The sequence below is a fragment of the Pseudomonas sp. ZT5P21 genome (assembly GCF_054897785.1).
This window is the reverse complement of the sequence record NZ_CM142705.1, coordinates 1,480,591-1,503,988: the sequence shown is the minus strand read 5'-3', so window position 1 is coordinate 1,503,988 and position 23,398 is coordinate 1,480,591. Positions and strand designations below refer to the sequence as shown.

Genomic DNA, 23,398 nt, shown 5'->3' with positions numbered 1-23,398 from the left:
TCATCGCGAGCAAGCTCGCTCCCACATTTTTTTCCGCCGAACACAAAATCTGTGTTCACCGAAGATCTACTGTGGGAGCGAGCTTGCTCGCGATTGCAGCAACTGGGTCCTGACTTTGCTTAGGTACGATATTCGGCGTTGATCTTCACGTATTCGTGGGACAGGTCGGTGGTCCAGATGGTTTCGCTATACTCGCCGCGACCCAGTTCGATACGGATGGTGATCTCTTCCTGCTGCATCACCGCCGCGCCTTGGGCTTCGGTGTAGGTCGATGCGCGGGCGCCACGACTGGCGATGCACACCTCGCCGAGGAACACGTCGATCTTGCTCACATCCAGATCCGGCACGCCGGCACGGCCAACGGCGGCGAGGATGCGGCCCCAGTTCGGGTCGGAGGCGAACAACGCGGTCTTGATCAACGGCGAGTGAGCCACGGTGTAACCGACGTCCAGGCATTCCTGGTGATTGCCGCCGCCATTCACTTGCACGGTGACAAACTTGGTCGCTCCTTCGCCGTCGCGAACGATGGCTTGGGCGACGTCCATGCACACTTCGAACACGGCTTGCTTAAGCTTGGCGAACAATTCGCCGCTCGCGGAAGTGATTTCCGGCAGCGCGGCCTGACCGGTCGCGATCAACATGCAGCAGTCGTTGGTCGAGGTGTCGCCGTCGATGGTGATGCGGTTGAACGACTTGTTGGCACCGTCCAGCAGCAGGTCTTGCAACACATCACGGGAGACTTTGGCGTCGGTGGCGATGTAGCCGAGCATGGTGGCCATGTTCGGACGGATCATGCCCGCGCCTTTGCTGATCCCGGTGACAGTGATCGTCACGCCGTCATGCTGGAACTGGCGGCTGGCGCCCTTTGGCAGGGTGTCTGTGGTCATGATGCCGGTGGCGGCCGCTTCCCAATTGTTGACCGACAGGTCGTCGAGCGCGGCTTGCAGTGCGCCTTCGATCTTCTCGACCGGCAGCGGTTCGCCGATCACACCGGTGGAGTACGGCAGCACCAGGCTCGCATCGACGCCTGTCAGTTCAGCCAGTTTCGCGCAGGTGCGCTCGGCGGCGGCCAGGCCGGGTTCGCCGGTGCCGGCGTTGGCATTGCCGGTGTTGGTCAACAGGTAACGCACCGGACCTTGCACACGCTGCTTGGCCAGGATCACCGGAGCGGCGCAAAAAGCGTTCAGGGTGAACACACCAGCCACCGTGGAACCTTCGGCGCAGCGCATGACCACGACATCTTTGCGCCCAGGGCGCTTGATGCCGGCCGAGGCGATACCGAGTTCAAAACCGGCAACCGGGTGCAACGTTGGCAAAGGACCAAGACCAACAGCCATGAATGCGCTCCTTAATAAATGAGGTCAGCACCGCTTTCAGGAAGAACGGTGGTGTAAATGGCAAAACGCCGCGACGGCTGAGGCCGGTCGCGGCGCGGGTATTTCAGCGTATGAAACGGGGTTTACTGGATCTGCCCGTGGCAATGCTTGAACTTCTTGCCCGAACCGCAGTAGCACAGTGCGTTACGGCCCAGCTTCTGTTCGTTGCGGACCGGCGCGGTGGCGAGGGCTACATCGACCTCTTCACCCAGTAGCTCCGGTTGCTCGAGACCCGGTGCTTCGTCGTGCTGGAACTGCATGCGCGCCGCCAGTGCCTCGGCTTCCTGACGCAGGCGTTGCTCTTCTTCGATCGGGTCTTCGCGGCGAACCTGAACGTGCGACAGTACACGGATCGAGTCGCGCTTGATCGAATCCAGCAGCTCGGAGAACAGCGTGAACGACTCGCGCTTGTACTCTTGCTTCGGGTTCTTCTGGGCGTAGCCACGCAAGTGGATGCCATGACGCAGGTGGTCCATGGTCGACAGGTGGTCTTTCCACAGGTCGTCCAGCACGCGCAAAACGATTTGCTTCTCGAAGGTGCGCAGCGCATCGGCGCCGGCCTGGTCTTCTTTCTCGTTGTACGCCGCAATCAGCTCCTGAATCAGCTTCTCGCGCAGGGTTTCTTCGTACAGGTGATCGTCTTCGTCCAGCCATTGCTGGATCGGCAGTGCCACACCGAAGTCGCTCTGCAACGCCGCTTCCAGACCGGCCACATCCCATTGTTCAGGCAGCGATTGCGGCGGAATGTGTGCGCTGACGGTCGCGTTGAGTACGTCCTGACGGAAGTCGGCGATGGTTTCACCGATGTTGTCGGCGGCCAGCAACGTGTTACGCATGTGATAGATCACTTTACGCTGTTCGTTGTTGACGTCGTCGAACTCGAGCAGTTGCTTGCGGATGTCGAAGTTGCGGCCTTCAACCTTGCGCTGAGCCTTTTCGATGGCGTTGGTCACCATGCGGTGCTCGATCGCTTCACCGGACTGCATGCCCAATGCTTTCATGAAATTCTTCACCCGGTCAGAGGCGAAGATGCGCATCAGGCTGTCTTCCAGCGACAGGTAGAAACGGCTGGAACCGGCGTCACCCTGACGCCCGGCACGACCCCGCAGCTGGTTGTCGATACGGCGCGATTCGTGACGTTCGGACGCGATCACCTGCAAACCACCCGACTCGAGCACCTGCTGATGGCGTTTCTGCCAGTCGGCCTTGATCTGGGCAATCTGCTCCGGCGTTGGATTGTCCAGCGACGCAACTTCCACTTCCCAGTTACCGCCCAACAGGATGTCGGTACCGCGACCGGCCATGTTGGTGGCGATGGTCAGTGCACCCGGACGACCGGCCTGGGCAATGATCTCGGCTTCTTTTTCGTGGAACTTGGCGTTCAGGACCTTGTGCTCGATACCTTCCTTCTCAAGCAGCGCAGACATGTGCTCGGAGGTTTCGATGGTCGCAGTACCCACCAGCACCGGACGGCCTTGAGTCATGCATTCCTTGATGTCGGTGATGATCGCCGCGTACTTCTCTTCGGCGGTCAGGAACACCAGGTCGTTGTAGTCTTTACGCGCCAAAGGCTTGTTCGGCGGAATGACCATGACCTGCAGGCCGTAGATCTGGTGGAATTCGAACGCTTCGGTGTCCGCTGTACCGGTCATGCCGGACAGCTTGTTGTACAGACGGAAGTAGTTCTGGAACGTGGTCGATGCCAGGGTCTGGCTCTCGGCCTGGATGTTCAGGTTTTCCTTGGCTTCGATGGCCTGGTGCAGGCCTTCGGACAAACGGCGACCCGGCATGGTGCGACCGGTGTGTTCGTCGACCAGGACGACCTGACCATCCTGCACGATGTATTCAACGTTGCGATTGAACAATTTGTGAGCGCGCAGGCCGGCATACACGTGGGTCAGCAGGCCCAGGTTGTGCGACGAATACAGGCTCTCGCCTTCAGCCAGCAGGCCAACGCGGGTCAGCATGTCTTCGATGAACTGGTGTCCGGCTTCGTTGAGTTCGACCTGGCGGGTCTTCTCGTCGACGGTGTAATGGCCGGCCTTGGTGACTTCGCCTTCGACTTCTTCGACGTGCAACTCCAGCTGCGGGATCAGTTTGTTGATCTCGATGTACAGCTTCGAGCTGTCCTCGGCCTGACCGGAAATGATCAGCGGGGTACGGGCTTCGTCGATGAGGATGGAGTCGACTTCGTCGATCACGGCAAAGTTGAGTTCGCGCTGGAATTTTTCTTCCATGCTGAACGCCATGTTGTCGCGCAAGTAGTCGAAACCGAATTCGTTGTTGGTGCCGTAAGTAATGTCGGCTGCGTACGCCAGACGTTTCTCTTCCGGCGGCTGGAATGGCGTGACCACGCCGACCGACATGCCGAGAAATTCGTAGAGCGGACGCATCCAGTTGGCGTCGCGACGGGCCAGGTAGTCGTTCACGGTGACAACGTGCACGCCTTTGCCGGACAGCGCGTTGAGGTAAACGCCCAGTGTCGCCACCAGGGTCTTGCCTTCACCGGTACGCATTTCCGCGATCATGCCTTCATGCAAGGTCATGCCGCCGATCAGCTGGACATCGAAGTGGCGCATACCCATGACGCGCTTGCCAGCTTCGCGGGCGACCGCAAAAGCTTCTGGCAGCAGCTTGTCGAGGGTTTCCCCTTTGGCGATGCGGGCCTTGAACTCATCTGTCTTGGCACGCAATTGATCGTCCGAAAGGGCCACCATTTGCTCTTCGAAGGCATTGACGAGTTGCACCGTCTTGAGCATGCGTTTGACTTCACGCTCGTTCTTGCTTCCAAAAAGTTTCTTTAACAAAGGCGCAAACATATCGGCAGGATCTTCCACACTAAAGGGATGGAGGGCGGCCCCGTGAGTCGCCCGTGCAGCCCTCATGGCCGCATGCGAACGAGCATTCTACCCGGAAACGATGGTGAGGAAAGTGGCGTTGTTCCACGATGCATGCACTGCGCTATGACGGGGCTCACTTAAAATAAGGGCTTTTTGCTGAACTTCAAGCCAGTTACGGCAGAAGTTACTCGTTGATTTAATGGGTAAAGCGCGCGCAAAGCAATGGGTCGGGTGCGTTCAGTGCTTTCTGCTACCATGGCGGCTCTGTTACTTCAGGTGTCTGATCATGGCATTTCGCCCTCTTACGGCCAGAGCACCCGCCGTTCTGCTTCGCGAAGCCAAACCGCTCAAAGCCATCTTCGGCCACGCTCAACGCCTGGGCCATTTGCAGCGTCTGCTGGAAAGCCAGTTGCAGCCCGCCGCCCGCGAGCATTGCCATGTAGCGTCGTGGCGCGAAGGCAGTTTGTTGCTGATTGTCACCGATGGTCATTGGGCAACGCGTCTGCGTTATCAACAGAAGCGTCTGCAACGGCAGTTGCAGATGTTTGAGGAATTCGCCAGCCTGACCCGGATTCTGTTCAAGGTGCAACCACCGACCGTTCAGCAAGGGGCGGCTGGGCATACCATCAGTTTGTCCACCGATGCGGGCGCGACCATTCAGGCGACGGCCGAGGGGATTACTGACCCCAACCTGCGAGCAGCGCTGGAGCGGTTGGCGGCTCACGCCAAACCCAAGGTTTAAAAGCAGGATCAAAAGATCGCAGCCTTCGGCAACTCCTACAGGTGTACACATTCCAATGTAGGAGCTGTCGCAGGCTGCGATCTTTTGCGTCTAGCGGCGTTTGCTGCCGCCGAGTAGCGAGCCCATCAGCCCGCGCACCAACTGCCGCCCTAACTGATTCGCCGCCTGTCGCATCGCCGATTTCAACGCCTGCCCCGCCGCCGTGCCGAGAAACTCCCCGGCCTTGTCGGTGAAGCCCGGTTCCTCTGGCGCAGTTTTGCCCGGCGCGGCTTCGGGCTCCGGCGCCAAGCCTTTACGACCCATCAGCACTTCGTAGGCCGATTCGCGATCGACCGGTTTGTCATACCGGCCCTTGAACGGCGAGCCGGCGATCAGCACCGTGCGCTCGGTTTCGCTCAGCGGCCCGATCCGCGATTGCGGCGGTGCGACCAAGACACGCCGGGCCATTTCCGGCGTGCCCTTGTCCTGCAATGTGCCGACCAGCGCTTCGCCAATCCCCAGCTCAGTCAACACCGACAAGGCATCGAACGCCGGATTAGGCCGGAAGCCCTCAGCCACGGCCCGCAGGGATTTCTGTTCCTTGGAAGTGAACGCGCGCAAGCCATGCTGGATGCGCAGGCCGAGTTGAGCCAGCACGTCATCCGGCAAGTCGCCCGGCGACTGGGTGACGAAATACACGCCCACGCCTTTGGAGCGAATCAGCCGCACCACTTGCTCCAGACGTTCCTGCAACGCCTTGGGTGTATCTGCGAACAATAAATGGGCTTCGTCGAAAAACAGCGCCAGCAGCGGTTTGTCGGCGTCGCCACGCTCTGGCAGTTGCTCGAACAGTTCGGCCAGTAGCCACAAGAGGAACGTTGCGTAGACCTTGGGCGCCTCGTGCACCAGACGACTGGCATCCAGCAAATGAATACGCCCGCGACCGTCGGCGGTTGGCTGCAGAATGTCTTCAAGTTGCAGCGCCGGCTCGCCGAACAGCGCTTCGGCGCCCTGTTGTTCCAGAATCGCCAGACGCCGCAACAGCGCCTGACTCGACCCCGTGGTCATCAGCGCGGCGTCGTCCCCCAGCAATTCGGGGTGGTCACGCAGGTGATTGAGCAGCGCCTTCAGGTCCTTCAAATCCAGCAGCAGCAAACCTTCGCGGTCCGCGACCTTGAACGCGGCGTACAACGCCGACTGCTGACTGTCGGTCAGCTCCAGCAAGGCGCCAATCAATAACGGTCCCATTTCGCTCAAGGTTGTGCGCAATGGATGACCGGACTGACCGTGAATGTCCCACAGGGTGACCGGATACGCCTGAGGCGTGTGGTTCAGCCAGGGCATCCCGGCGATTCGCTCGGCAATTTTGCCTTGAGGGTTGCCGGCCGCGCCGAGACCGCACAGGTCACCTTTGATGTCCGCCGCAAACACGGCCACGCCAGCATCGCTGAACGCTTCGGCCAGTCGTTGCAAGGTGACGGTCTTGCCGGTCCCGGTAGCGCCCGCGACCAGACCGTGACGATTCGCCAGGCGCATGGCCTGGGCGATCGGTTGCCCGGCGAGATCGGCACCGATAACGAATTGCGATGAATCAGGCATTTGGTCACCCATGGTTAATCTTTGCTCCTTCCCGGCCGATATAAAAGACTGAAAAGCGTCGGTAATTCCCCTAAGGAGAGGACGGAAATATCAGCTTGTTTTCATGACCGCCCCATTTGCGTTTCTTTATAAAAGCACGCCTTGGGCATTAAGACCTTAGCGGAACCCCAAGCCATGAACAAAAATCTGCGCTTCAGCCATAAAATCCTGCTTGCCGCCGCCCTCATCGTCATTGCCGCGTTCGCCTCGTTTACGTTGTACAACGACTATTTGCAGCGCAATGCAATCCGCGAGAACCTGGACAACTATCTGCAAGAGATGGGCAGCGTGACAGCCAACAATATCCGGACCTGGCTGACCGGACGCAGTCTTCTGATCGAAAATCTTTCGCAAAACGTCGCGCTGAATGCTGACATCGGCAGCGTCGCCAAGCTGCTGGAGCAGAAAGCGGTGACGTCGACCTTCATGGGTGCCTACCTGGGTAATCAGGATGGCACCTTCATCATCCGCCCGGACAGTAAAATGCCGGACGGCTATGACCCGCGCGCCCGTCCCTGGTACAAGAGTGCCCAAGGCACCAGCGGCTCGGCACTGACCGAACCCTACATCGATCTGGCCTCCGGCCAACTGGTCATTTCCATCGTCAATAGCGTACTGAAAGACGGTCAAAACATCGGTGTTGTCGGCGGCGACCTGAGCCTGCAAGTGATCGCCGACAGCCTGAACGCGCTGGACTTCGACGGCATGGGTTTTGCCTTTCTGGTTAGCGCCGACGGCAAGATTCTGGTGCATCCGGACAAAGCGCTGGTGATGAAATCCCTGGCCGAGGCGTACCCGAAAAACACCCCGCGCATCAGCAGCGACTTCAGTGAAATCGAGGTCGATGGCAAAACCCGCATAGTCACGTTCACCCCGATCAAAGGCTTGTCGTCGGTCAACTGGTACATCGGCCTGTCGGTAGATAAGGACAAAGCCTTCTCGATGCTCAGCGAATTCCGCGCCTCCGCGGTGGTTGCGACCGTCATCGCGGTAGCGATCATCATCGCTCTGCTCGGCATGTTGATCCGCATCCTGATCCGGCCGCTGCACGTCATGACCCGCGCCATGGCCGATATCGCCGACGGCGAAGGCGACCTGACCAAACGTCTGACCATCCAGAACAACGATGAATTCGGCGTGCTCGGCACCGCGTTCAACCGCTTCGTGGAGCGCATTCACGGTTCGATCCGCGAAGTGTCCTCGGCGACCGGGCAGGTCAACGAAGTTGCCCTGCGTGTGGTTGCGGCTTCCAACTCGTCGATGTACAACTCCGACCAGCAAGCCTCGCGCACCAGTAGCGTCGCCGCCGCGATCAATCAGCTCGGCGCCGCGGCTCAGGAAATTGCGCGCAACGCCGCCCAGGCGTCGAATCAGGCCAGCGATGCCCGCAGCCTGGCCGAAGATGGCCAGCAAGTGGTGGATCGCAGCATTGTCGCGATGAACCAGCTATCGAGCATGCTCAGCGCCTCGAGCACCAACATCGAATCGCTGAACAGCAAAACCGTGAACATCGGACAGATTCTCGAAGTCATCACCAGCATTTCCCAGCAAACCAACCTGCTGGCGCTCAACGCGGCCATCGAAGCCGCCCGTGCCGGTGAAGCCGGGCGTGGCTTTGCCGTAGTGGCCGATGAGGTACGTAACCTGGCGCACCGCACGCAGGAATCGGCGCAGCAGGTGCAGACCATGATCGAGGAGCTGCAAGTCGGCGCCCGCGAATCCGTCAGCACCATGAGCGACAGCCAGCGTCACAGTCAGGACAGCGTGGAAATCGCCAACCTGGCGGGCGAGCGTCTGAACAGCGTGACCTTGCGCATTGGTGAAATCGACGGGATGAACCAATCGGTGGCCACGGCGACCGAGGAACAGACGGCGGTGGTCGAGTCGATCAATGTCGACATTACCGAGATCAACACCCTGAATCAGGAAGGCGTGGAAAACCTGCAATCGACGTTGCGCGCGTGTTCGGACCTGGAGCAGCAGGCGGCGCGTCTGAAGCAATTGGTCGGTAGCTTCAGGATTTAAATCGCTCTTGCGGGCCCCTTCGCGGGCAAGCCCGCTCCCACAGGGGTCTCAGTCGTACACAAAATTTGTGTTCGCCAAAAACCTGTGGGAGCGGCGGTGCGACGATTCGACTTGCTCGCGAAGGAATCGCCCAGCCACCGCGCAATTCACTGACTCACCACAAAACCCCAACCGAACATCTATCCTTCATAAAGGTCAACCCAAGGAGAACAACGGACCGGAGGGACGTTCATCGTGCATATCGCTGACATAACCATGTTCTACGCCCCTGCCAGCGGTGGCGTTCGCACTTATCTGGATGCAAAACACCGTCGCCTGGGGATCAAGCCGGGCATTCGCCACAGTCTGCTGATCCCTGGGTCACACCTGAGTGAACAGGATGGCGTTTACACGGTTCCGGCCCCCGCCCTGCCTTTCGGCAAAGGTTACCGTTTCCCCCTCCGTCTCGCGCCCTGGCGCAATGTCCTACATGATTTGCAGCCCGATCTGATTGAGGTCGGCGATCCATACCTCACGGCCTGGGCGGCGCTCGATGCCCGCCGCCAACTCGATGTGCCGGTGATTGGCTTTTATCACTCGGACCTGCCGCTGCTGGTCAGCAACCGCATGGGCAACTGGGTCACCACCAATGTCGAGGCCTACGTCAGCAAGCTCTACGGTAATTTCGACCGGGTGCTGGCGCCGAGCCGGATCATGGCCGACAAATTGACCAGCCTCGGTGTGAAGAACGTTTTCGTACAACCGCTGGGTGTCGATCTGCACACCTTCCATCCCGATGCCCGAGACCCGGGCCTGCGCGCAGAATTGGGCATCGACGAAAATACGCATCTGCTGATTTTCGCCGGACGCGGCTCCAAGGAAAAAAACCTGCCGGTGTTGCTCGACTGCATGAAAGGCCTGGGCCGACGCTATCACCTGCTGCTCGTGGGTTCGCCAATGCCGACGGTGGTGCCGGACAACGTGACCGTGATCGATGAGTTCTGCCCGGCGACGCAAGTGGCGAGGCTGATGGCCAGTGCCGATGCGCTGGTGCATGCCGGCGATCAGGAGACCTTTGGCCTGGTGATCCTCGAAGCCATGGCTTGCGGCATTCCGGTGGTGGCCGTGGCAGCTGGGGCCTTTCAGGAAATCATCAGCGCAGAATGCGGCCTGCTTTGTGCGCCGAACAATTCAATGGCGATGGCCCACGCCGTACGGGAACTGTTCGGTTCGGGCAGTGCCCTTTTGGGCCAACAAGCCCGCAGCCATGTCGAGCGACATTATTCCTGGGACACGGTGGTCAACAGCCTGCTGGGCCATTATCGAGCCGTCCTTGGCAGCCATTGGCCGCTGATCGCCAATGGCTGAGTTCATGAACGCGCCCGGCCTGTTACTGGTGTTGCACGACGTCGCGCCGCAAACCTGGGCCGATTACCAACCCTTTATCGAAGCCGTCGACGCCTTGGGCAAAGTACCGATGACCTGGCTGGTGGTGCCGGATTTCCACAGGCACAACGATCTGGAGGCCCATCCGGAATTTCGGCGTTTGCTCACCAGCCGTGTTGCCCGAGGTGACGAACTCGCACTGCACGGCTATTTTCATTGCGATGAAAGCCCGACACCCCGCACACCACGCGACTGGTTCATGCGCCGCATCTACACCCACGAAGGCGAATTTTACAGCTTGTCTCAGGAAGCCGCCCTCGCCCGCCTGCGTGCCGGTATAGAAGTGTTCCATCGCTACCACTGGCCGCTGGAGGGTTTTGTCGCCCCTGCGTGGTTGATGAGCGAAGGTACGCGCCAGGCATTACGCCAGTTACCCTTGAGTTACACCAGCGATCCGCAGCACCTGTATCGGCTGCCGGATTTCACCCCGGTCGATGCCCCGGGGTTGGTCTGGAGTGCGCGCAGTGCCTGGCGCCGGGGTTTGTCGAAGCTGGTCAGCGATCAGCGCGAAAAACGCTGGCGTCTCGCTCCGGTGATTCGTCTGGGGTTGCATCCGGTGGACATGCGTCATTCATTCTCACGCAATTACTGGCTGCAAATTCTCAAGCGCCTGCTCGACGAGGGCCGCGTACCAATGACCAAGGCGCGGTGGCTGGCACTGCACAACGACCGTGCCGGTCACGCCGCATGAGCCGCGCCATTCTGCTGTTTGTCGCGCTGCTCGCTGCGGTGCTGATTCCTTTGTTGCTCGGCGGTAACCAGACCTGGTCGCGACTGCAAAGTTTTCCATTGAACTGGCTGTTGATCATGTTCGGCATGATTCTGTTGTGCTGGGTGGTAAACACGATGCGCTTGCGTCTGTTGCTGGGTGACCAGCGCGATAAGGTCAGCCCGGTCAAAAGCCTTGGCGTGGTGATGGCGGCCGAGTTCGCCTACTGCGCTACACCGGGCGGCAGCGGCGGACCGCTGACGATCATGGCGCTGCTGGCACGCAACGGCGTGCGCCCGGCACGGGGCAGCGCGGTGTTCGCCATGGATCAACTGAGCGATCTGCTGTTCTTTCTCTGTGCGTTAAGCGGCATTCTGATTTATGCACTGTTCCAGCACCTCAGCGAACGCATGGAGTGGCTGCTGACAGTCAGCGCCATTTCGATGTTTGGCGGGTTGCTCAGTTGCGTAGTGATCGCGCGCTACCATCGACTGCTGATTCGCCTGAGTGGCCGCCTGCTCATTCGCCTGAATGTCAAAGGCAGCACGCGAATGCGTTGGGCGCGAAAACTCCTGCATTTTCTGGCGGCATTCACTGACACGCTGAAGTTGCCCTTTCAGACACTCATCACAGTGTTTGCCCTGACCTGTGTGCATTGGGTGCTGCGATACAGTGTGCTGTATCTGGCGTTGCGCGGGCTTGGCGCGGATTTGCAGTGGGCCTGGAGTTTCCTGATTCAGATGCTTTCGCTGAGCGCGGGGCAGTTCAGCCTGTTGCCTGGCGGCGCCGGTGCGGCGGAATTGACCTCGGCGGCGCTGCTGGCGCCGATGGTGGGGAAATCCACGGCGGCAGCGGCGATTCTGATTTGGCGGGCGGTGACTTATTACTTTTATCTGGTGGTGGGGGGGCCGGTGTTTTTGTTGATGCTTGGGCGGCCGCTTTTGAAGAAGTTGATGAGGTTTAAGCAGGCTTAGGATGTCTGGGCTGGTGGCGTTTTTTGATGGTGTACATATCCGTTGCTGCGGTAACGGCGGCTGACGGTTCCGCCCTTACGGCAAAAACGGATATGTACACAATCAACAAACCCATAACCCAAAAAATACCGCCAGACCTCAGGGCTTCTTCGCCGGCAACCCATCTCTTACAGGCACAAGGTCAGGCTCAGGATTCAACTGCTCCCACAACTCCACCGCCCCCGGAAACTCCGTGCCGTCTTCAGGACTCAAGTCATCCGGGTCATAACGGCTCAAACACCCCTCCCCCAACGTCGCGGGAGCCTTGGAAGTAGCTTTGTCGAGCGGATCGGCCATGGTGAAATCCTCAGTGCAGAAACGGCGAAGGGCCTGAAGCGATTGAACGCCCAGGCCCTTCGAATTTCAACCGTATCGTGCGGGTATCAGAACACCACGGTCTTGTTGCCGTGCACCAGCACCCGGTCTTCCAGGTGATAACGCAGACCACGAGCCAGCACCATCTTCTCGACATCACGACCGAAACGCACCATGTCTTCGATACTGTCGCTGTGGCTGACACGCACCACGTCCTGCTCGATGATCGGGCCGGCGTCCAGCTCTTCAGTCACGTAGTGGCACGTCGCACCGATCAGCTTCACTCCACGCATGGAAGCCTGGTGATAAGGCTTGGCGCCAACGAACGACGGCAGGAAGCTGTGGTGAATGTTGATGACCTTGTGGGCATATTCACTGCACAACTCGGGCGGCAGGATCTGCATGTAACGGGCAAGGACCACCACTTCGGCTTCGTGCTGTTTGACCAGACGCGAGACTTCGGCGAACGCCGGTTCCTTATCCTGTGGATTGACCGGCACGTGGTAGTAAGGAATACCGTGCCATTCGACCATGCTGCGCAAATCGTCATGGTTGGAAATCACGCAGGAGATTTCGCAGTCCAGTTCATCGCTGTGCCAGCGGTGCAGCAAGTCGGCCAGGCAATGCGACTCGCGACTGGCCATCAACACCACGCGCTTTTTCTGCGCGGTATCAGTGATGCGCCAGTTCATCGAGAACGCTTCGGCAATCGGCGCGAACGCTTCGCGGAAGGCCTCGATACCGAAAGGCAGCGAATCGGCTCGAATTTCGTGACGCATGAAGAACCAGCCACTGAGATTGTCCGAGTGATGGCTCGCTTCAGTGATCCAGCCGTTATGTGACGCCAGAAAGTTACTGACTTTAGCAACGATGCCGACGCGGTCCGGGCAAGCAATCACCAGCCGAAAAGTGCGCATGAGGGGGAAACTCCAGAACTTCGCAAAGGCTGCCATTCTAGCGACTGTGCCGCAAAACTGCAGTATAGATGACACCTTGCGTCGCGCGACAGTGGCAGACGCAGGCGTTAAAAGCGTCCGCTCACCCGCGCAATGGTGCTCTTGTTGCCAATAATCAAGTGCTCAACTGAGAATATCTGTGCTACCTGCGTCACACTATTTAACTGCACATCCAGTTGGCGCACTATTCAGCACAACTAATTTAAATAAACCCCGGTTAAATGTTTACTTGATGAAACACCCTGACTATTATTGCGACACTGTCCCCTGCCATCCTGCGCAAAACATAAGGTAGTCCCCATGTCCTTGATCAACGAATATCGTGCCACCGAAGAAGCTATCAAAGAGCTGCAAGCCCGTTTGAAGAACCTGTCCCAAGACGACAAACTGCAAACCGAGCTGGAATTCGAAGGCAAACTGCGCACCCTGATGGGCGAATACTCCAAGTCCCTGCGTGACATCATCGCGCTGCTGGATCCAGAATCCAAAACCAAAGCACCACGCGGCGGCGCAGTAAAAACGACTGGCACCAAGCGTGCTCGCAAAGTTAAACAGTACAAAAACCCGCACAACGGCGAAGTCATCGAAACCAAAGGTGGCAACCACAAAACTCTGAAAGAGTGGAAAGCCAAGTGGGGCGGTGACGTGGTTGAAGGCTGGGCTACCCTGCTGGGCTAAGCCGCCGCTTTAAGCCGCGACAAAAAGAACGCCAGCAATTGCTGGCGTTTTTTTATGCCCGGCATTCAGTGCCGGGCATTTTCATTTTCAAAGATTCAAACGTTTGCGCAATGCCTGGACATAATTGCTCCATTCACCGAGCACCGCTTGCTGCAATGGCGTCGCAGTAACATTCAATTGAGCCGCGGCCTCTACAAAAGTTTCCAACGTATTGGGCGCTCCCCGTTCGGGGTTTGACAAACGTTGCTGACAGAATATTCGCCAACGCTCTTGCTCTTGGAAATTCAGCGTGTCGGGAAAGTTGCGTGCTCGATATCGAAACATTAATTCGGGCAAACGTTCATCATCGAAAGGCCAGTGTTTCGTTGCTAATTGCGCCGGGTCAGCCGCTCGGACTTGCTCACAAAGACGCCGGTCCCGATCACCGATAAAACCATCGTATAACTGTTGCTCAGGGTCTTGGCTCTGGGTGAAATCTTCGCTGGCATAAATGGCCAACACTTTATCTCGCCAAACTTGCTGTGCGTCACTTAGCCGCAGCGCACGCTCCTGATAAAGCGCCATATCCAGTTCAAGGCGTTGCTGATCATCGGGACGAAGGACCGACAATGGCGCCACCACCGGGCATTTATTGATGTGGATGAGCTTGAGCGGCACCGGCAACTCGCCTTCGGCCAGATCATCGCGACGGGTATACAAGCGCTGGCGCAAGGTGTCAGCATCCAGATCAAGCAAGCCCTGTGGGTCAAAATGCAGATCACAGACAATCAACGCATTCTTGTTGCCCGGGTGCCAGGCCAATGGCAGCACCACGCCGACGTAACTGCGCGCCGCCGAAAAGCGCCCGGAGATGTGCACCATCGGCTGCAACAGCCGAATCTGATCCATCACCTTCTGTTTGCCCCGCAACTGAAACAGCCAGTCGTACAGCTTCGGCTGCTTTTCACGAATCAGACGGGCCAGGGCGATGGTCGCGCGAACGTCCGAGAGCGCTTCGTGAGCATTGCCGTGGTCAATGCCGTTGGCCGCCGTCAGGCGCTCGAGTTTGAGCGTTACCCGCCCCTCGTCATCCTTCGGCCAAACCATGCCATCCGGACGCAAGGCATACGCCGCGCGCACCACATCGATCAAGTCCCAACGACTGTTACCGCCCTGCCACTCGCGGGCGTAGGGGTCGAAAAAGTTGCGGTACAGACTGTAACGAGTCATCTCGTCGTCGAAACGCAAGGTGTTGTAACCCGCGCCGCAGGTGCCCGGCGCCGCCAGCTGGGCATGCACGCGGGTCATGAAATCGGCTTCGCTCAAACCGTGCTCGCTCAATTGGCCTGGCGTGATGCCCGTGATCGCGCAGGCCGCCGGGTGCGGCAGGATGTCTTCACTGGGTTGGCAGTAAAGGTTGACCGGCTCGTCTATGACATTGAGATCGAAATCAGTGCGAAGCCCCGCCACTTGTAGCGGACGGTCGCAACGAGGGTTGATGCCGGTGGTTTCGTAGTCGTACCAGAAGATCGAGGTCACGGGCTGTTCCTGAACTGAAGATCGGCAAAGTCTAGGCGTTTGCATCCCGCCCCGACCAGTCATCTTGCATTCAATCATCTCTGACAACGCACTGTGCAATACATAGTTATGTCGTTTTCCCCAATTGCTTATTCCGGGACGGTGGACTAATTGAAAGCGCGGGCCCAACGCCATGAGTGGTTACCCACTCATGGTGTGCCCCGTGGGAGATGCGCAGTTCAGTGGACCGCGCGCGGAGTGGGTGACGTGATGGTTGAGTTGGAAGAAAGCCTGGGCGCTTCGATCTACACACCGCAACCAAATAGCGGGGTTACTTGACAGTTACAAGGACATCTTGAGCCCATGCGCTATCGCGACCGTCGAGCGTATAACGTGCGGTATAAATAAATTGCCCCAAAGGTAAATCCGTCGTGGCAGAGCCGCTGAAGGTGCCATTGGCGGCCACAGCGATGCTGGCATAGAGAACAACACCCGAGCCTGCCTGAAATACATGCACGGTCGCCCCGGGTGCCGCGCTATGTCCAGAGAAGATTGGTCGCCTATTAACGACAGCGCCGAGAGCAGGCGCAGTAGGGACGTGTGGGGGCATGTAATAAAAGGTACGAACGGCAGAGCGTCGATAGCTACTCGGCATCTGCTTCCACTGGAACGCCTGAATAAAGTTTCTTCCAATACTTGGAGGGTTGAGCATCGCTACCTGGTAGTTACCATTCGAACCCATCTGCACCGTAGTACTGAGTGCGTCTTCCAAGCCAGGCGTCACCATTCGGACGTTACGACCGGCATGACCGGCGCCGGTGACCACTACTGGGGGTGTCACTGTGGCTCCCTCTACCGGGGTTTTGATGTGCGGGGGACTATCATCCTGAGTTTCTTCAAATTCATCGATATCGCTCAATTCGCCGTCAATGTCTGTCATGAACTTATCTCCTGTTGCATAGGTGGGTTCAAACATGATTTGAAATTACTTTCTACTCTGTCCGAACTCTTGCTCCAACCTGTTAAATCTGACAGTCCCGATGAGCGGTAACCCTGCGAAATCGTGGGCGGACTATTCAGAAATATGAATGATGGCGACCTGCGCCAGAGCCTTGAGATCCCCTGTACCCCGTACATAGTTATGTCGTTTATCCCCAAGAGGCTGCTAGCATCGGCCGGACAGAGAATCCCGATCAGGCCAAGTCATCAGGTTGCCCATGCTCGAGACCACAGCACTGCCAAGGAAAGCGACGCTGTCCCCGCCACTGGATACGCGGTATCAGGTTGAAACGCCGGAAGGCATCGACTTGCCACTGCGCCCAGCCGGGTTGATGGTGCGTGCGCTGGCGTTCTCCATCGACCTCGGGCTGCGCGGGCTGATTCTGGGTCTGCTGTTTATTGTCCTCGCGTTTCTGGGAAAACTCGGCGCCGGGCTGGGCTCGATCCTGTTGTTCGGAGTGAGCTGGTGGTACATGGTGCTGTTTGAAGTGCTCAATCAGGGGCGGTCGCCGGGCAAGCAATGGATGGGCCTGCGGGTGGTGCAGGACGACGGCACGCCGATCGGCTGGTCCGCCTCGCTGTTGCGCAACCTGTTACGGTTTGTCGACCTGCTGCCCTTCGGCTATTTCCTCGGCGTCATCAGTTGCCTGCAACATTCCAAATTCAAGCGCCTCGGCGACCTGGCCGCCGGCACGCTGGTGATCTACCGCGAACAACCGCTCACCCGACCGCAACTACCCGACGCCGAGCCACGGCGTCCGTCGTTTGCCCTGACGCTGCCCGAACAACGCGCCATCCTCGGGTTTGCCGAACGCCAGGGTGAACTCTCCGAAGCGCGGGTCACGGAACTCGCTTCCATCCTCGCGCAACCGTTGAAGGTTTCAGCGCCACGAGCCGTGACGGAACTCAACGGCATCGCCCGCGGCTTGGGCCCCGCATGAAGCAAAGTCTTTTCGAGAATCGCCACAAGGCTGAATGGGCGCAGTTTTCCCTCCTGCTCGACAGGCTGGAGCGGAACAAGGACACCTCACGACTCACCAGTTTCCCGAAAGATTATCGAAGACTCTGCCAGCATCTGGCTCTGGCTCGAGAGCGCGGTTACAGCAGTTTTCTGATCGACTCGTTGCAGCAACAGGCCCTGCGCGGGCACCAACAGCTTTATCGGCATCGCAGCCACTTGGGCGCCCATGTACTGGGTTTCATTCTTGCGGATTTCCCGCGACTGGTGCGCGAGCAATGGCGTTTCGTGCTCGCCGCCAGCCTGATGTTTTTTGGCAGCCTGATCGGCTTTGCGTTGCTGGTGTACCTGTTCCCGGACCTGGTCTACAACCTGATCCCGGCCGAACAGGTCAGCGAAATGCAAGGCATGTACGACCCTGTCGCCGGTCACCTTGGGCGCTCGGCGGAGCGGGCGGCCAGTGAAGACTGGGTGATGTTCGGTTTCTACATCATGCACAACATCGGCATTGCCTTTCAGACCTTTGCCAGCGGTTTGCTGTTTGGACTCGGCAGCGCGTTTTTCCTGATCTTCAACGGTTTGATGATCGGCGCGGTGGCCGGGCACCTGACTCAGATCGGCTACGGGCAAACCTTCTGGTCGTTCGTGATCGGCCACGGCGCCTTCGAACTCAGTGCCATTGCCCTGGCGGGCGCCGCCGGCCTGCAACTGGGCTGGGCCTTGATTGCACCGGGGCGACTGCCACGCACCGAAGCCTTGCGAGTGGCGGCACGCAAGAGTGTGCTGCTGATTTGCGGGGTCATGCTGTTTCTACTGATTGCAGCGTTTATCGAAGCCTACTGGTCGTCGATGACCGGGCCGGCGCCAATGACCAAGTATCTGGTCGGCGCGGTGCTGTGGGTTTTGGTGACGATGTATCTTCTGTTTGCCGGACGGACCCGCCATGCGCCTGAGTGACGCGACCGTGGTGATCCGCCCACGCACCACCTGGGAAGCCATGGACCTGGGCGTGCTGCTGAGCCAGCGGCACCGACGCCTGCTGATGACCAGCTGGGCCCTCGTGACCCTGCCGGTTTTCGCCCTGCTCACCATGCTGCTGTGGGATTCCCCGTCCCTCGCCGCGTTTATCTTCTGGTGGCTGAAACCGGCGTTCGAGCGCCTGCCGTTGTACATACTGTCCAAAGCCATGTTCGGAGAAACGCCCACCTTGAAACAGGCGCTGCGCCAATGGCCACGACTGCTCAAGCCGCAACTGCTGGCGAGTCTGACCTGGCGACGCTTGAGCCTGAGTCGCAGCTTCCTGTTGCCCGTGGTGCAACTCGAAGGCCTGAGTGGTCAGGCGCGACAACAACGCTTGCAGGTGCTGTTGCAACGCGACGGCGGGGCAGCGCGGTGGCTGACGATCATCGGCGTGCATCTGGAAAGTGCGTTGTGGATCGGCCTGATGGTGTTGTTCTACATGCTCTTGCCCCAACAGGTGGAACTCGACTGGAGCTGGCAGACGTTGCTGTCCGCCGCCACACAAGACTGGCGCTGGCTGGAGCACCTGACCAATGCGTTTTACGTGTTGGTGCTGGTGATGTGGGAACCAATCTACGTAGCCTGCGGCTTCAGTCTTTACCTGAATCGACGCACAGTGCTAGAGGCCTGGGACATCGAACTGGTGTTCCGCCGCCTGCGCCAACGCTTGAGCGGCGCCGCCCTCACCCTGCTGCTGGCAACCTTTCTACTGATGCCAGCCGGGCAAAACGTCTGGGCCGCCGAGCCAGCCATTTCCCCCGACAGTCCGCGTCTGCTGGACCAGCCACTGACCAGCCAGGCGTCCCGGGACAGCATCAAGGCGATCCTCGATCAGCCGCCGTTCAAGAACAAGGAAACCGTCACGCGCTATCGTTTTGGCGAGGACAAGCCCGTCAGCGAAACCCCTGACGATGGAAAAGCCCCCGAATGGCTGAAGGCCCTGCTCCAGTTGCTGGATAACCAGCGCTTCGGCGCATTGGCTACCTTTATAGAAGTCGTGCTGTGGGGCGCCATCATCAGCGCACTCGGTTTGTTGATCTGCCGTTACCGGGAGTGGTTGCAGGCCTTCGTCAGTCGTCGACCGGCGTTGCAGCGTAAAGGCGCACGACCGTTACCGAAGCAGGCATTCGGCCTGGACCTGAACCGCGAAACCCTGCCCCACGACATTGCCGCCAGCGCCGAAAGTCTCTGGCAATCCAATCCCCGCGAGGCGCTTGGGTTGCTCTATCGCGCCCTGCTCAGTCACTTGCTGCACGATTACAACATGGCGCTCAAACCCGCCGACACTGAAGGCCAGGTGCTGGAGCGCGTCGAACAACTGCAACAACCCGCGCTGTTGTCCTTTAGCAAAAACCTCACTGGGCACTGGCAGAACATGGCCTACGGGCATCGCCTGCCACCCGCGCATTTGCAACAGGAACTGTGTGACCGCTGGCGAACCTTGTTCGGTCCGGGAGCAACGCATTGAACCGGCGATTGTGGCTGGCAGCCGGCGTGTTCATCGCCGTGCTGTCGGGCGCGTTGAGTCTTTATCTGTACGCCAGGGCGACGCCCTATCAGGCCGAAATCGATCACGGCCCGTCGCCCGAAGCCCAGGCCAACCCTTATCTGGCCGCCGAGCATTTCCTGCGCAAACAGGGCCTGACCGTCAGCCATGCCAATAGCCTCGACATCCTGCCCACGCTGGAGCCTCGACAACACAGCCTGTTGTTGCTCGGAGACCGCTCCGGCATGACCCCGCGCCAGATCGATCAAGTGCTGAACTGGACCCGCGCCGGCGGGCGTCTTTTATTCATCGCCGAGTCGTTGTGGGATGAAAAACTGGGTCAGAGCAATGACCTGTTGCTCGACCGGATCCAGGTGCACCAGTCATTGAGCAAAGACCTCAAGGACCCGCTGCCCGACATCGGCAAGGATCCCTACCCCAAACTGACCAAGTTGTACCTTGAGGACGAAGACGCGCCGGCCTACGCCACCTTCGATACCGCGTTCCATCTCGAAGACCCGAAAAATTTCGCGCAAGCCTGGGCCAACAGCGGCAAGGCCACGCACATGATGCAACTGAACCACGGGCTCGGTTCGATCATCGTGGTCACCGACGCCGACCTCTGGAAAACCCCGGCCATCGACCAGTACGACAACGCCTGGCTGCTCTGGTACCTGACCGCGGACACGAACGTGACTCTGCTGTTCAACACCGACCACGACAGCCTGCCGACCTTGTTGCTGCGCTATTTCCCCCAGGCGCTGGTTGCCCTCTTCGCCTTGATCGGCCTTGGTCTCTGGCATGTCGGCGTGCGCCATGGTCCGTTGATCGAACCCAACCCGAGCGCCCGTCGGCAACTCCATGAGCACCTGCGTGCCAGCGCCGATTTCATGTGGCGCCGCACAGGTCAAGACAGCCTGTTGCAAGCTTTGCAGCACGACATCCTGCACCGGGTGCGGCACCGTCATCCCGGTTTTGAACAACTCGGCGTCGCCGAACAATGGCTGGTGCTTGCACGACTGACCGGCCAAACCACACGCGCTATCAGCCAGGCCATGAGCCCCCGACCGAAGCAACGGCTTTCCAGCGTTGAATTCAGCCGTCAGGTCGCCCACCTGCAAACCTTGAGGAATGCCTTATGATCCGGCCCTTGGAAAGCGTTAGATATCTGCCCTATGTGAATCGATCCAATGTCCTAAATTCATCGTAGGAAGGAGCGACACCGAATACGGCGTTGCGATCAATAGGATTGATCCGACTTTCACATAGATAATTGACAGTCGCCGGTCCTCCGACAAAGCTGAATCAAGCTTGAACGCGCGCTTGATGGCAAACGCACCCGGACTCTGGAAGTCGCAATGCCGAAACATAAAAATAAAGCGCTGCCCCCTGACCCTGACTCGCCATTGGCCTCGATTTCTCGCCACCTGTTTCTCGTTCTCATCGGCGTTTTGCTCCTGGCCATTGCGGGCATCGGCTGGTTTCTGCTCAGCACCAAACCGGCCAGCGTGACCTATGCGCCAGCCGCTACGCCGGTCACCGCGCCTATCAAATTGCCACAGGTGGCAATAGCCCCGGCGACGATGGTCGATGAGCAACAATGCCAGGGCTGCCACAGCGAGCAGGTGCAGGATTGGCAAGGCTCGCATCACCAACTGGCGATGCAGACGGTGAGCGCCGACACCGTGCTGGGGGACTTCAACGACGCCACGTTCCACGCAGGAAACGAAACCACCCGCTTCTCGCGCAAGAACGACGAATTCTGGGTCAACACTCCGGGCATTGACGGCACGAACGCCAACTTCAAGGTTGGCTACACCTTCGGTATCGCGCCGCTGCAGCAATATCTGATCGAGGTTGGCGAAGGTCGGTTGCAAGCGTTGGGCATCGCCTGGGATACCGAGAAACACCGCTGGTTTGACCTCTATCCGAGTCAGGGTGTGAATTCCAAGAATCCGTTGCACTGGAGCAAGCCAAGCCAGAACGCCAACTTCATGTGCGTCGAGTGCCACACCACGGGTTACAAGCGCAATTTCGATGCAGCGAAAAACACCTTCGACAGTCACTGGAACAGCCTCGGTGTAGGCTGTCAGGCGTGCCACGGCCCGGCTTCCAACCACCTGGAATGGACCGCGAAAAGAGGAGATCAGATTCATGCCGGTTTCTCCGTCGACCTCAAGGACAAGGATGCCACCGTCGAGATCGAAACTTGCGCCCGCTGCCATTCCCGCCGTGCGCCGCTGGGCGATGGTTTCACCGGTGGCAATCGACTGATGGATGATTATCTGCCGAGCCCCCTGACTCGCGAGTTGTATGCACTGGACGGCAAAATCAAGGGTGAAGTGTTCGAACACGGCTCCTTCGCCCAGAGTAAAATGTTCGACAAGGGCGTGCGCTGCAGCAACTGCCACAACCCTCACAGCAGCGAACTCAAGGCGCCGGGCAATGGCGTTTGTCTGCAATGCCACAACACCGCGGGTAATTCGTCGGCTGCAGCTGTCGATGGCAAAGGCCTGCAAGCGAAGAACTACGATTCCATCGAACACACCCGCCACGCCTTGGGCCAGCCAGGTTCGCAGTGCGTGGATTGCCACATGCCCGGCAAGTTCTACATGGGCAATGACTTCCGGCATGACCACAGCTTCAGCATTCCCAATCCAGAGCGGGCGAAAAAACTCGGTACGCCGGATGCTTGCCTGACCTGTCATCAGGGCAAGGCCGGCGACAAGATCACCGAACAATTCCAGCGTTGGAACACCGCCACCCCCACACAGGCGCCACGTTACGACGAAAGCCTTTGGTTGATTCGCAACGGTCAGCCCGGAGCGGCGCTAGCCTTATATGAACAGCTGCAACGCAGTAACCTGCCGTCCATTCAACGGGCAACCTTGCTGGCGGAACTGGCGCTGTATCCCAGCGAACAGGCGCTGAAACTTGCCACCAAGGACTTGAGCAACCCGGCACCGCAAGTGCGTGAAAGCGCGGTTCGGGCGATCAGCGCGTTCCTGCCACACTCGGACCGCGCGCCACTGTTGACGCCGTTGCTTAGCGATCCTGTGAAGGCAGTACGCATCGCCGTAGCCCGGGATTTGTTGAGTGTGGCTCGCAATGGTTTAGGCAGTGCACAGAACAACTGGAATGCGGCCATTGCCGAATACGAGGCGGTACAGAAGAGCCTGGCCGAACGCGCCGAAGCCAATCTCAACCTGGCCATGCTGTATCAGGCCGGCGGTCGCAACGGCGAAGTCGAAGCGCTGCTGCGCACAGCCCTCAAGCGTGACCCTGATTTCTACCCGGCACTGGTGACGCTGGTCCAATGGCTGGAAGCGGGTGGACGCAGCCAGGAAGCTCAGGTGCTGCTCGCGCAAAGCCTGAAGGATCACCCGGAAGCCGCCCTGCTGCAACATACCCAAGGCATGTCGCTAATCCGTGCGGGTAAAACGGATCAAGCCATGCCGGCTCTGCGCAAAGCCGCGCAACTCGAGCCGGAAAATGCGCAATACGGCTACGTCCTGGCCGTGGCGCTGCATGACAGCGGCAAGGTTGAGGCGGCGTGTGAGGAATTGGAAAAGCTGTTGAAGATACAGCCCGCCAACCGCAATGTGCGGGTGGCGTTGATCCAGTACTACCTCGAAGGCGGGCAGGAATCGAAGGCTCAGATGCTCTTGCAGGACTGGAAGAAAATGAACAGTGATGATCCGTCACTGAAATAAAACCACGTTGGGCTTATGCCGTAGATCAG

The 23,398-nt window shown here is 58.9% G+C and carries 18 protein-coding genes; 11 read left to right on the top strand and 7 right to left on the bottom strand.

Translation table 11 applies throughout. The features are described 5' to 3' along the window. Positions 1–119: 119 nt before the first annotated feature. Together argJ and secA are read right to left on the bottom strand one after the other, a co-directional pair. Positions 120–1,337 carry a bifunctional glutamate N-acetyltransferase/amino-acid acetyltransferase ArgJ gene (gene argJ / locus ACYZT9_RS06860; RefSeq protein ID WP_462009125.1) on the bottom strand — a complete coding sequence of 406 codons (1,218 nt, stop codon included), beginning with the start codon at positions 1,335–1,337 and terminating at the stop codon, positions 120–122. Between the two features lie 122 nt (positions 1,338–1,459). Further along, positions 1,460–4,195: a preprotein translocase subunit SecA gene (gene secA / locus ACYZT9_RS06855; protein WP_462009124.1), complete on the bottom strand. Its 2,736-nt coding sequence runs from the start codon at positions 4,193–4,195 to the stop codon at positions 1,460–1,462. 307 nt (positions 4,196–4,502) lie between these two features. On the opposite strand from secA, the gene ACYZT9_RS06850 reads away from it, so the two are divergent. Next, complete coding sequence (locus tag ACYZT9_RS06850) at positions 4,503–4,958, top strand: DUF721 domain-containing protein (protein ID WP_462009123.1); 456 nt, start codon at positions 4,503–4,505, stop codon at positions 4,956–4,958. Between the two features lie 90 nt (positions 4,959–5,048). On the opposite strand, the gene ACYZT9_RS06845 is transcribed toward ACYZT9_RS06850, so the two are convergent. Further along, positions 5,049–6,536, bottom strand: coding sequence for a helicase HerA-like domain-containing protein (locus ACYZT9_RS06845; protein ID WP_462009122.1), 1,488 nt, complete (start codon positions 6,534–6,536; stop codon positions 5,049–5,051). Between the two features lie 174 nt (positions 6,537–6,710). Here ACYZT9_RS06845 and ACYZT9_RS06840 point away from each other — a divergent pair, with 174 nt between their 5' ends. From ACYZT9_RS06840 to ACYZT9_RS06825, 4 genes are all read left to right on the top strand, one after another. Further along, positions 6,711–8,600 carry a methyl-accepting chemotaxis protein gene (locus tag ACYZT9_RS06840; protein ID WP_462009121.1) on the top strand — a complete coding sequence of 630 codons (1,890 nt, stop codon included), beginning with the start codon at positions 6,711–6,713 and terminating at the stop codon, positions 8,598–8,600. A gap of 234 nt (positions 8,601–8,834) precedes the next feature. Next, positions 8,835–9,947, top strand: a complete 1,113-nt coding sequence (locus tag ACYZT9_RS06835; RefSeq protein WP_462009120.1) for a glycosyltransferase family 4 protein — start codon at positions 8,835–8,837, stop codon at positions 9,945–9,947. Then, positions 9,940–10,716 (top strand): DUF2334 domain-containing protein, encoded by a 777-nt coding sequence (locus ACYZT9_RS06830; protein ID WP_462009119.1) that lies wholly within the window; start codon positions 9,940–9,942, stop codon positions 10,714–10,716. Before ACYZT9_RS06835 ends, ACYZT9_RS06830 begins: the two co-directional genes overlap by 8 nt. Then, positions 10,713–11,708: a lysylphosphatidylglycerol synthase transmembrane domain-containing protein gene (locus tag ACYZT9_RS06825; protein WP_462009118.1), complete on the top strand. Its 996-nt coding sequence runs from the start codon at positions 10,713–10,715 to the stop codon at positions 11,706–11,708. Before ACYZT9_RS06830 ends, ACYZT9_RS06825 begins: the two co-directional genes overlap by 4 nt. Positions 11,709–11,846: 138 nt before the next feature. Here the strand turns inward: ACYZT9_RS06825 and ACYZT9_RS06820 are convergent, their stop codons facing one another. Both ACYZT9_RS06820 and purU read right to left on the bottom strand, forming a co-directional pair. Beyond that, a complete protein-coding gene (locus ACYZT9_RS06820) occupies positions 11,847–12,044 on the bottom strand; it encodes a hypothetical protein (protein WP_462009117.1) in 198 nt (65 codons plus the stop codon). A gap of 86 nt (positions 12,045–12,130) precedes the next feature. Then, the gene (gene purU / locus ACYZT9_RS06815) at positions 12,131–12,979 is read right to left on the bottom strand and encodes a formyltetrahydrofolate deformylase (RefSeq protein ID WP_462009116.1); all 849 of its coding nucleotides are present in this window, start codon (positions 12,977–12,979) and stop codon (positions 12,131–12,133) included. Between the two features lie 339 nt (positions 12,980–13,318). Between purU and mvaT the strand changes: the two genes are divergently transcribed. Beyond that, a complete protein-coding gene (gene mvaT, locus ACYZT9_RS06810) occupies positions 13,319–13,696 on the top strand; it encodes a histone-like nucleoid-structuring protein MvaT (protein ID WP_007933316.1) in 378 nt (125 codons plus the stop codon). 87 nt (positions 13,697–13,783) lie between these two features. Here the strand turns inward: mvaT and sbcB are convergent, their stop codons facing one another. Both sbcB and ACYZT9_RS06800 read right to left on the bottom strand, forming a co-directional pair. Continuing rightward, positions 13,784–15,214, bottom strand: coding sequence for an exodeoxyribonuclease I (sbcB, locus tag ACYZT9_RS06805; RefSeq protein WP_462009115.1), 1,431 nt, complete (start codon positions 15,212–15,214; stop codon positions 13,784–13,786). A gap of 310 nt (positions 15,215–15,524) precedes the next feature. Beyond that, on the bottom strand, positions 15,525–16,133 hold the full coding sequence (locus ACYZT9_RS06800; protein WP_462009114.1) for a hypothetical protein: 609 nt from the start codon (positions 16,131–16,133) through the stop codon (positions 15,525–15,527). A gap of 277 nt (positions 16,134–16,410) precedes the next feature. Between ACYZT9_RS06800 and ACYZT9_RS06795 the strand changes: the two genes are divergently transcribed. The 5 genes from ACYZT9_RS06795 (at position 16,411) to ACYZT9_RS06775 (ending at position 23,369) form a co-directional block, all read left to right on the top strand. Then, complete coding sequence (locus ACYZT9_RS06795) at positions 16,411–17,133, top strand: RDD family protein (RefSeq protein ID WP_462009113.1); 723 nt, start codon at positions 16,411–16,413, stop codon at positions 17,131–17,133. After that, entirely contained in the window at positions 17,130–18,107 is a 978-nt protein-coding gene (locus ACYZT9_RS06790; protein ID WP_462009112.1) for a stage II sporulation protein M, read from the top strand. The genes ACYZT9_RS06795 and ACYZT9_RS06790 overlap by 4 nt, the downstream gene beginning before the upstream one ends. Beyond that, on the top strand, positions 18,094–19,638 hold the full coding sequence (locus ACYZT9_RS06785; RefSeq protein ID WP_462009111.1) for a DUF4129 domain-containing protein: 1,545 nt from the start codon (positions 18,094–18,096) through the stop codon (positions 19,636–19,638). The genes ACYZT9_RS06790 and ACYZT9_RS06785 overlap by 14 nt, the downstream gene beginning before the upstream one ends. Next, positions 19,635–20,798: a DUF4350 domain-containing protein gene (locus ACYZT9_RS06780; RefSeq protein ID WP_462009110.1), complete on the top strand. Its 1,164-nt coding sequence runs from the start codon at positions 19,635–19,637 to the stop codon at positions 20,796–20,798. Before ACYZT9_RS06785 ends, ACYZT9_RS06780 begins: the two co-directional genes overlap by 4 nt. A gap of 216 nt (positions 20,799–21,014) precedes the next feature. Continuing rightward, positions 21,015–23,369, top strand: a complete 2,355-nt coding sequence (locus tag ACYZT9_RS06775) for a tetratricopeptide repeat protein (protein ID WP_462009109.1) — start codon at positions 21,015–21,017, stop codon at positions 23,367–23,369. The last annotated feature ends 29 nt before the right edge of the window (positions 23,370–23,398 follow it).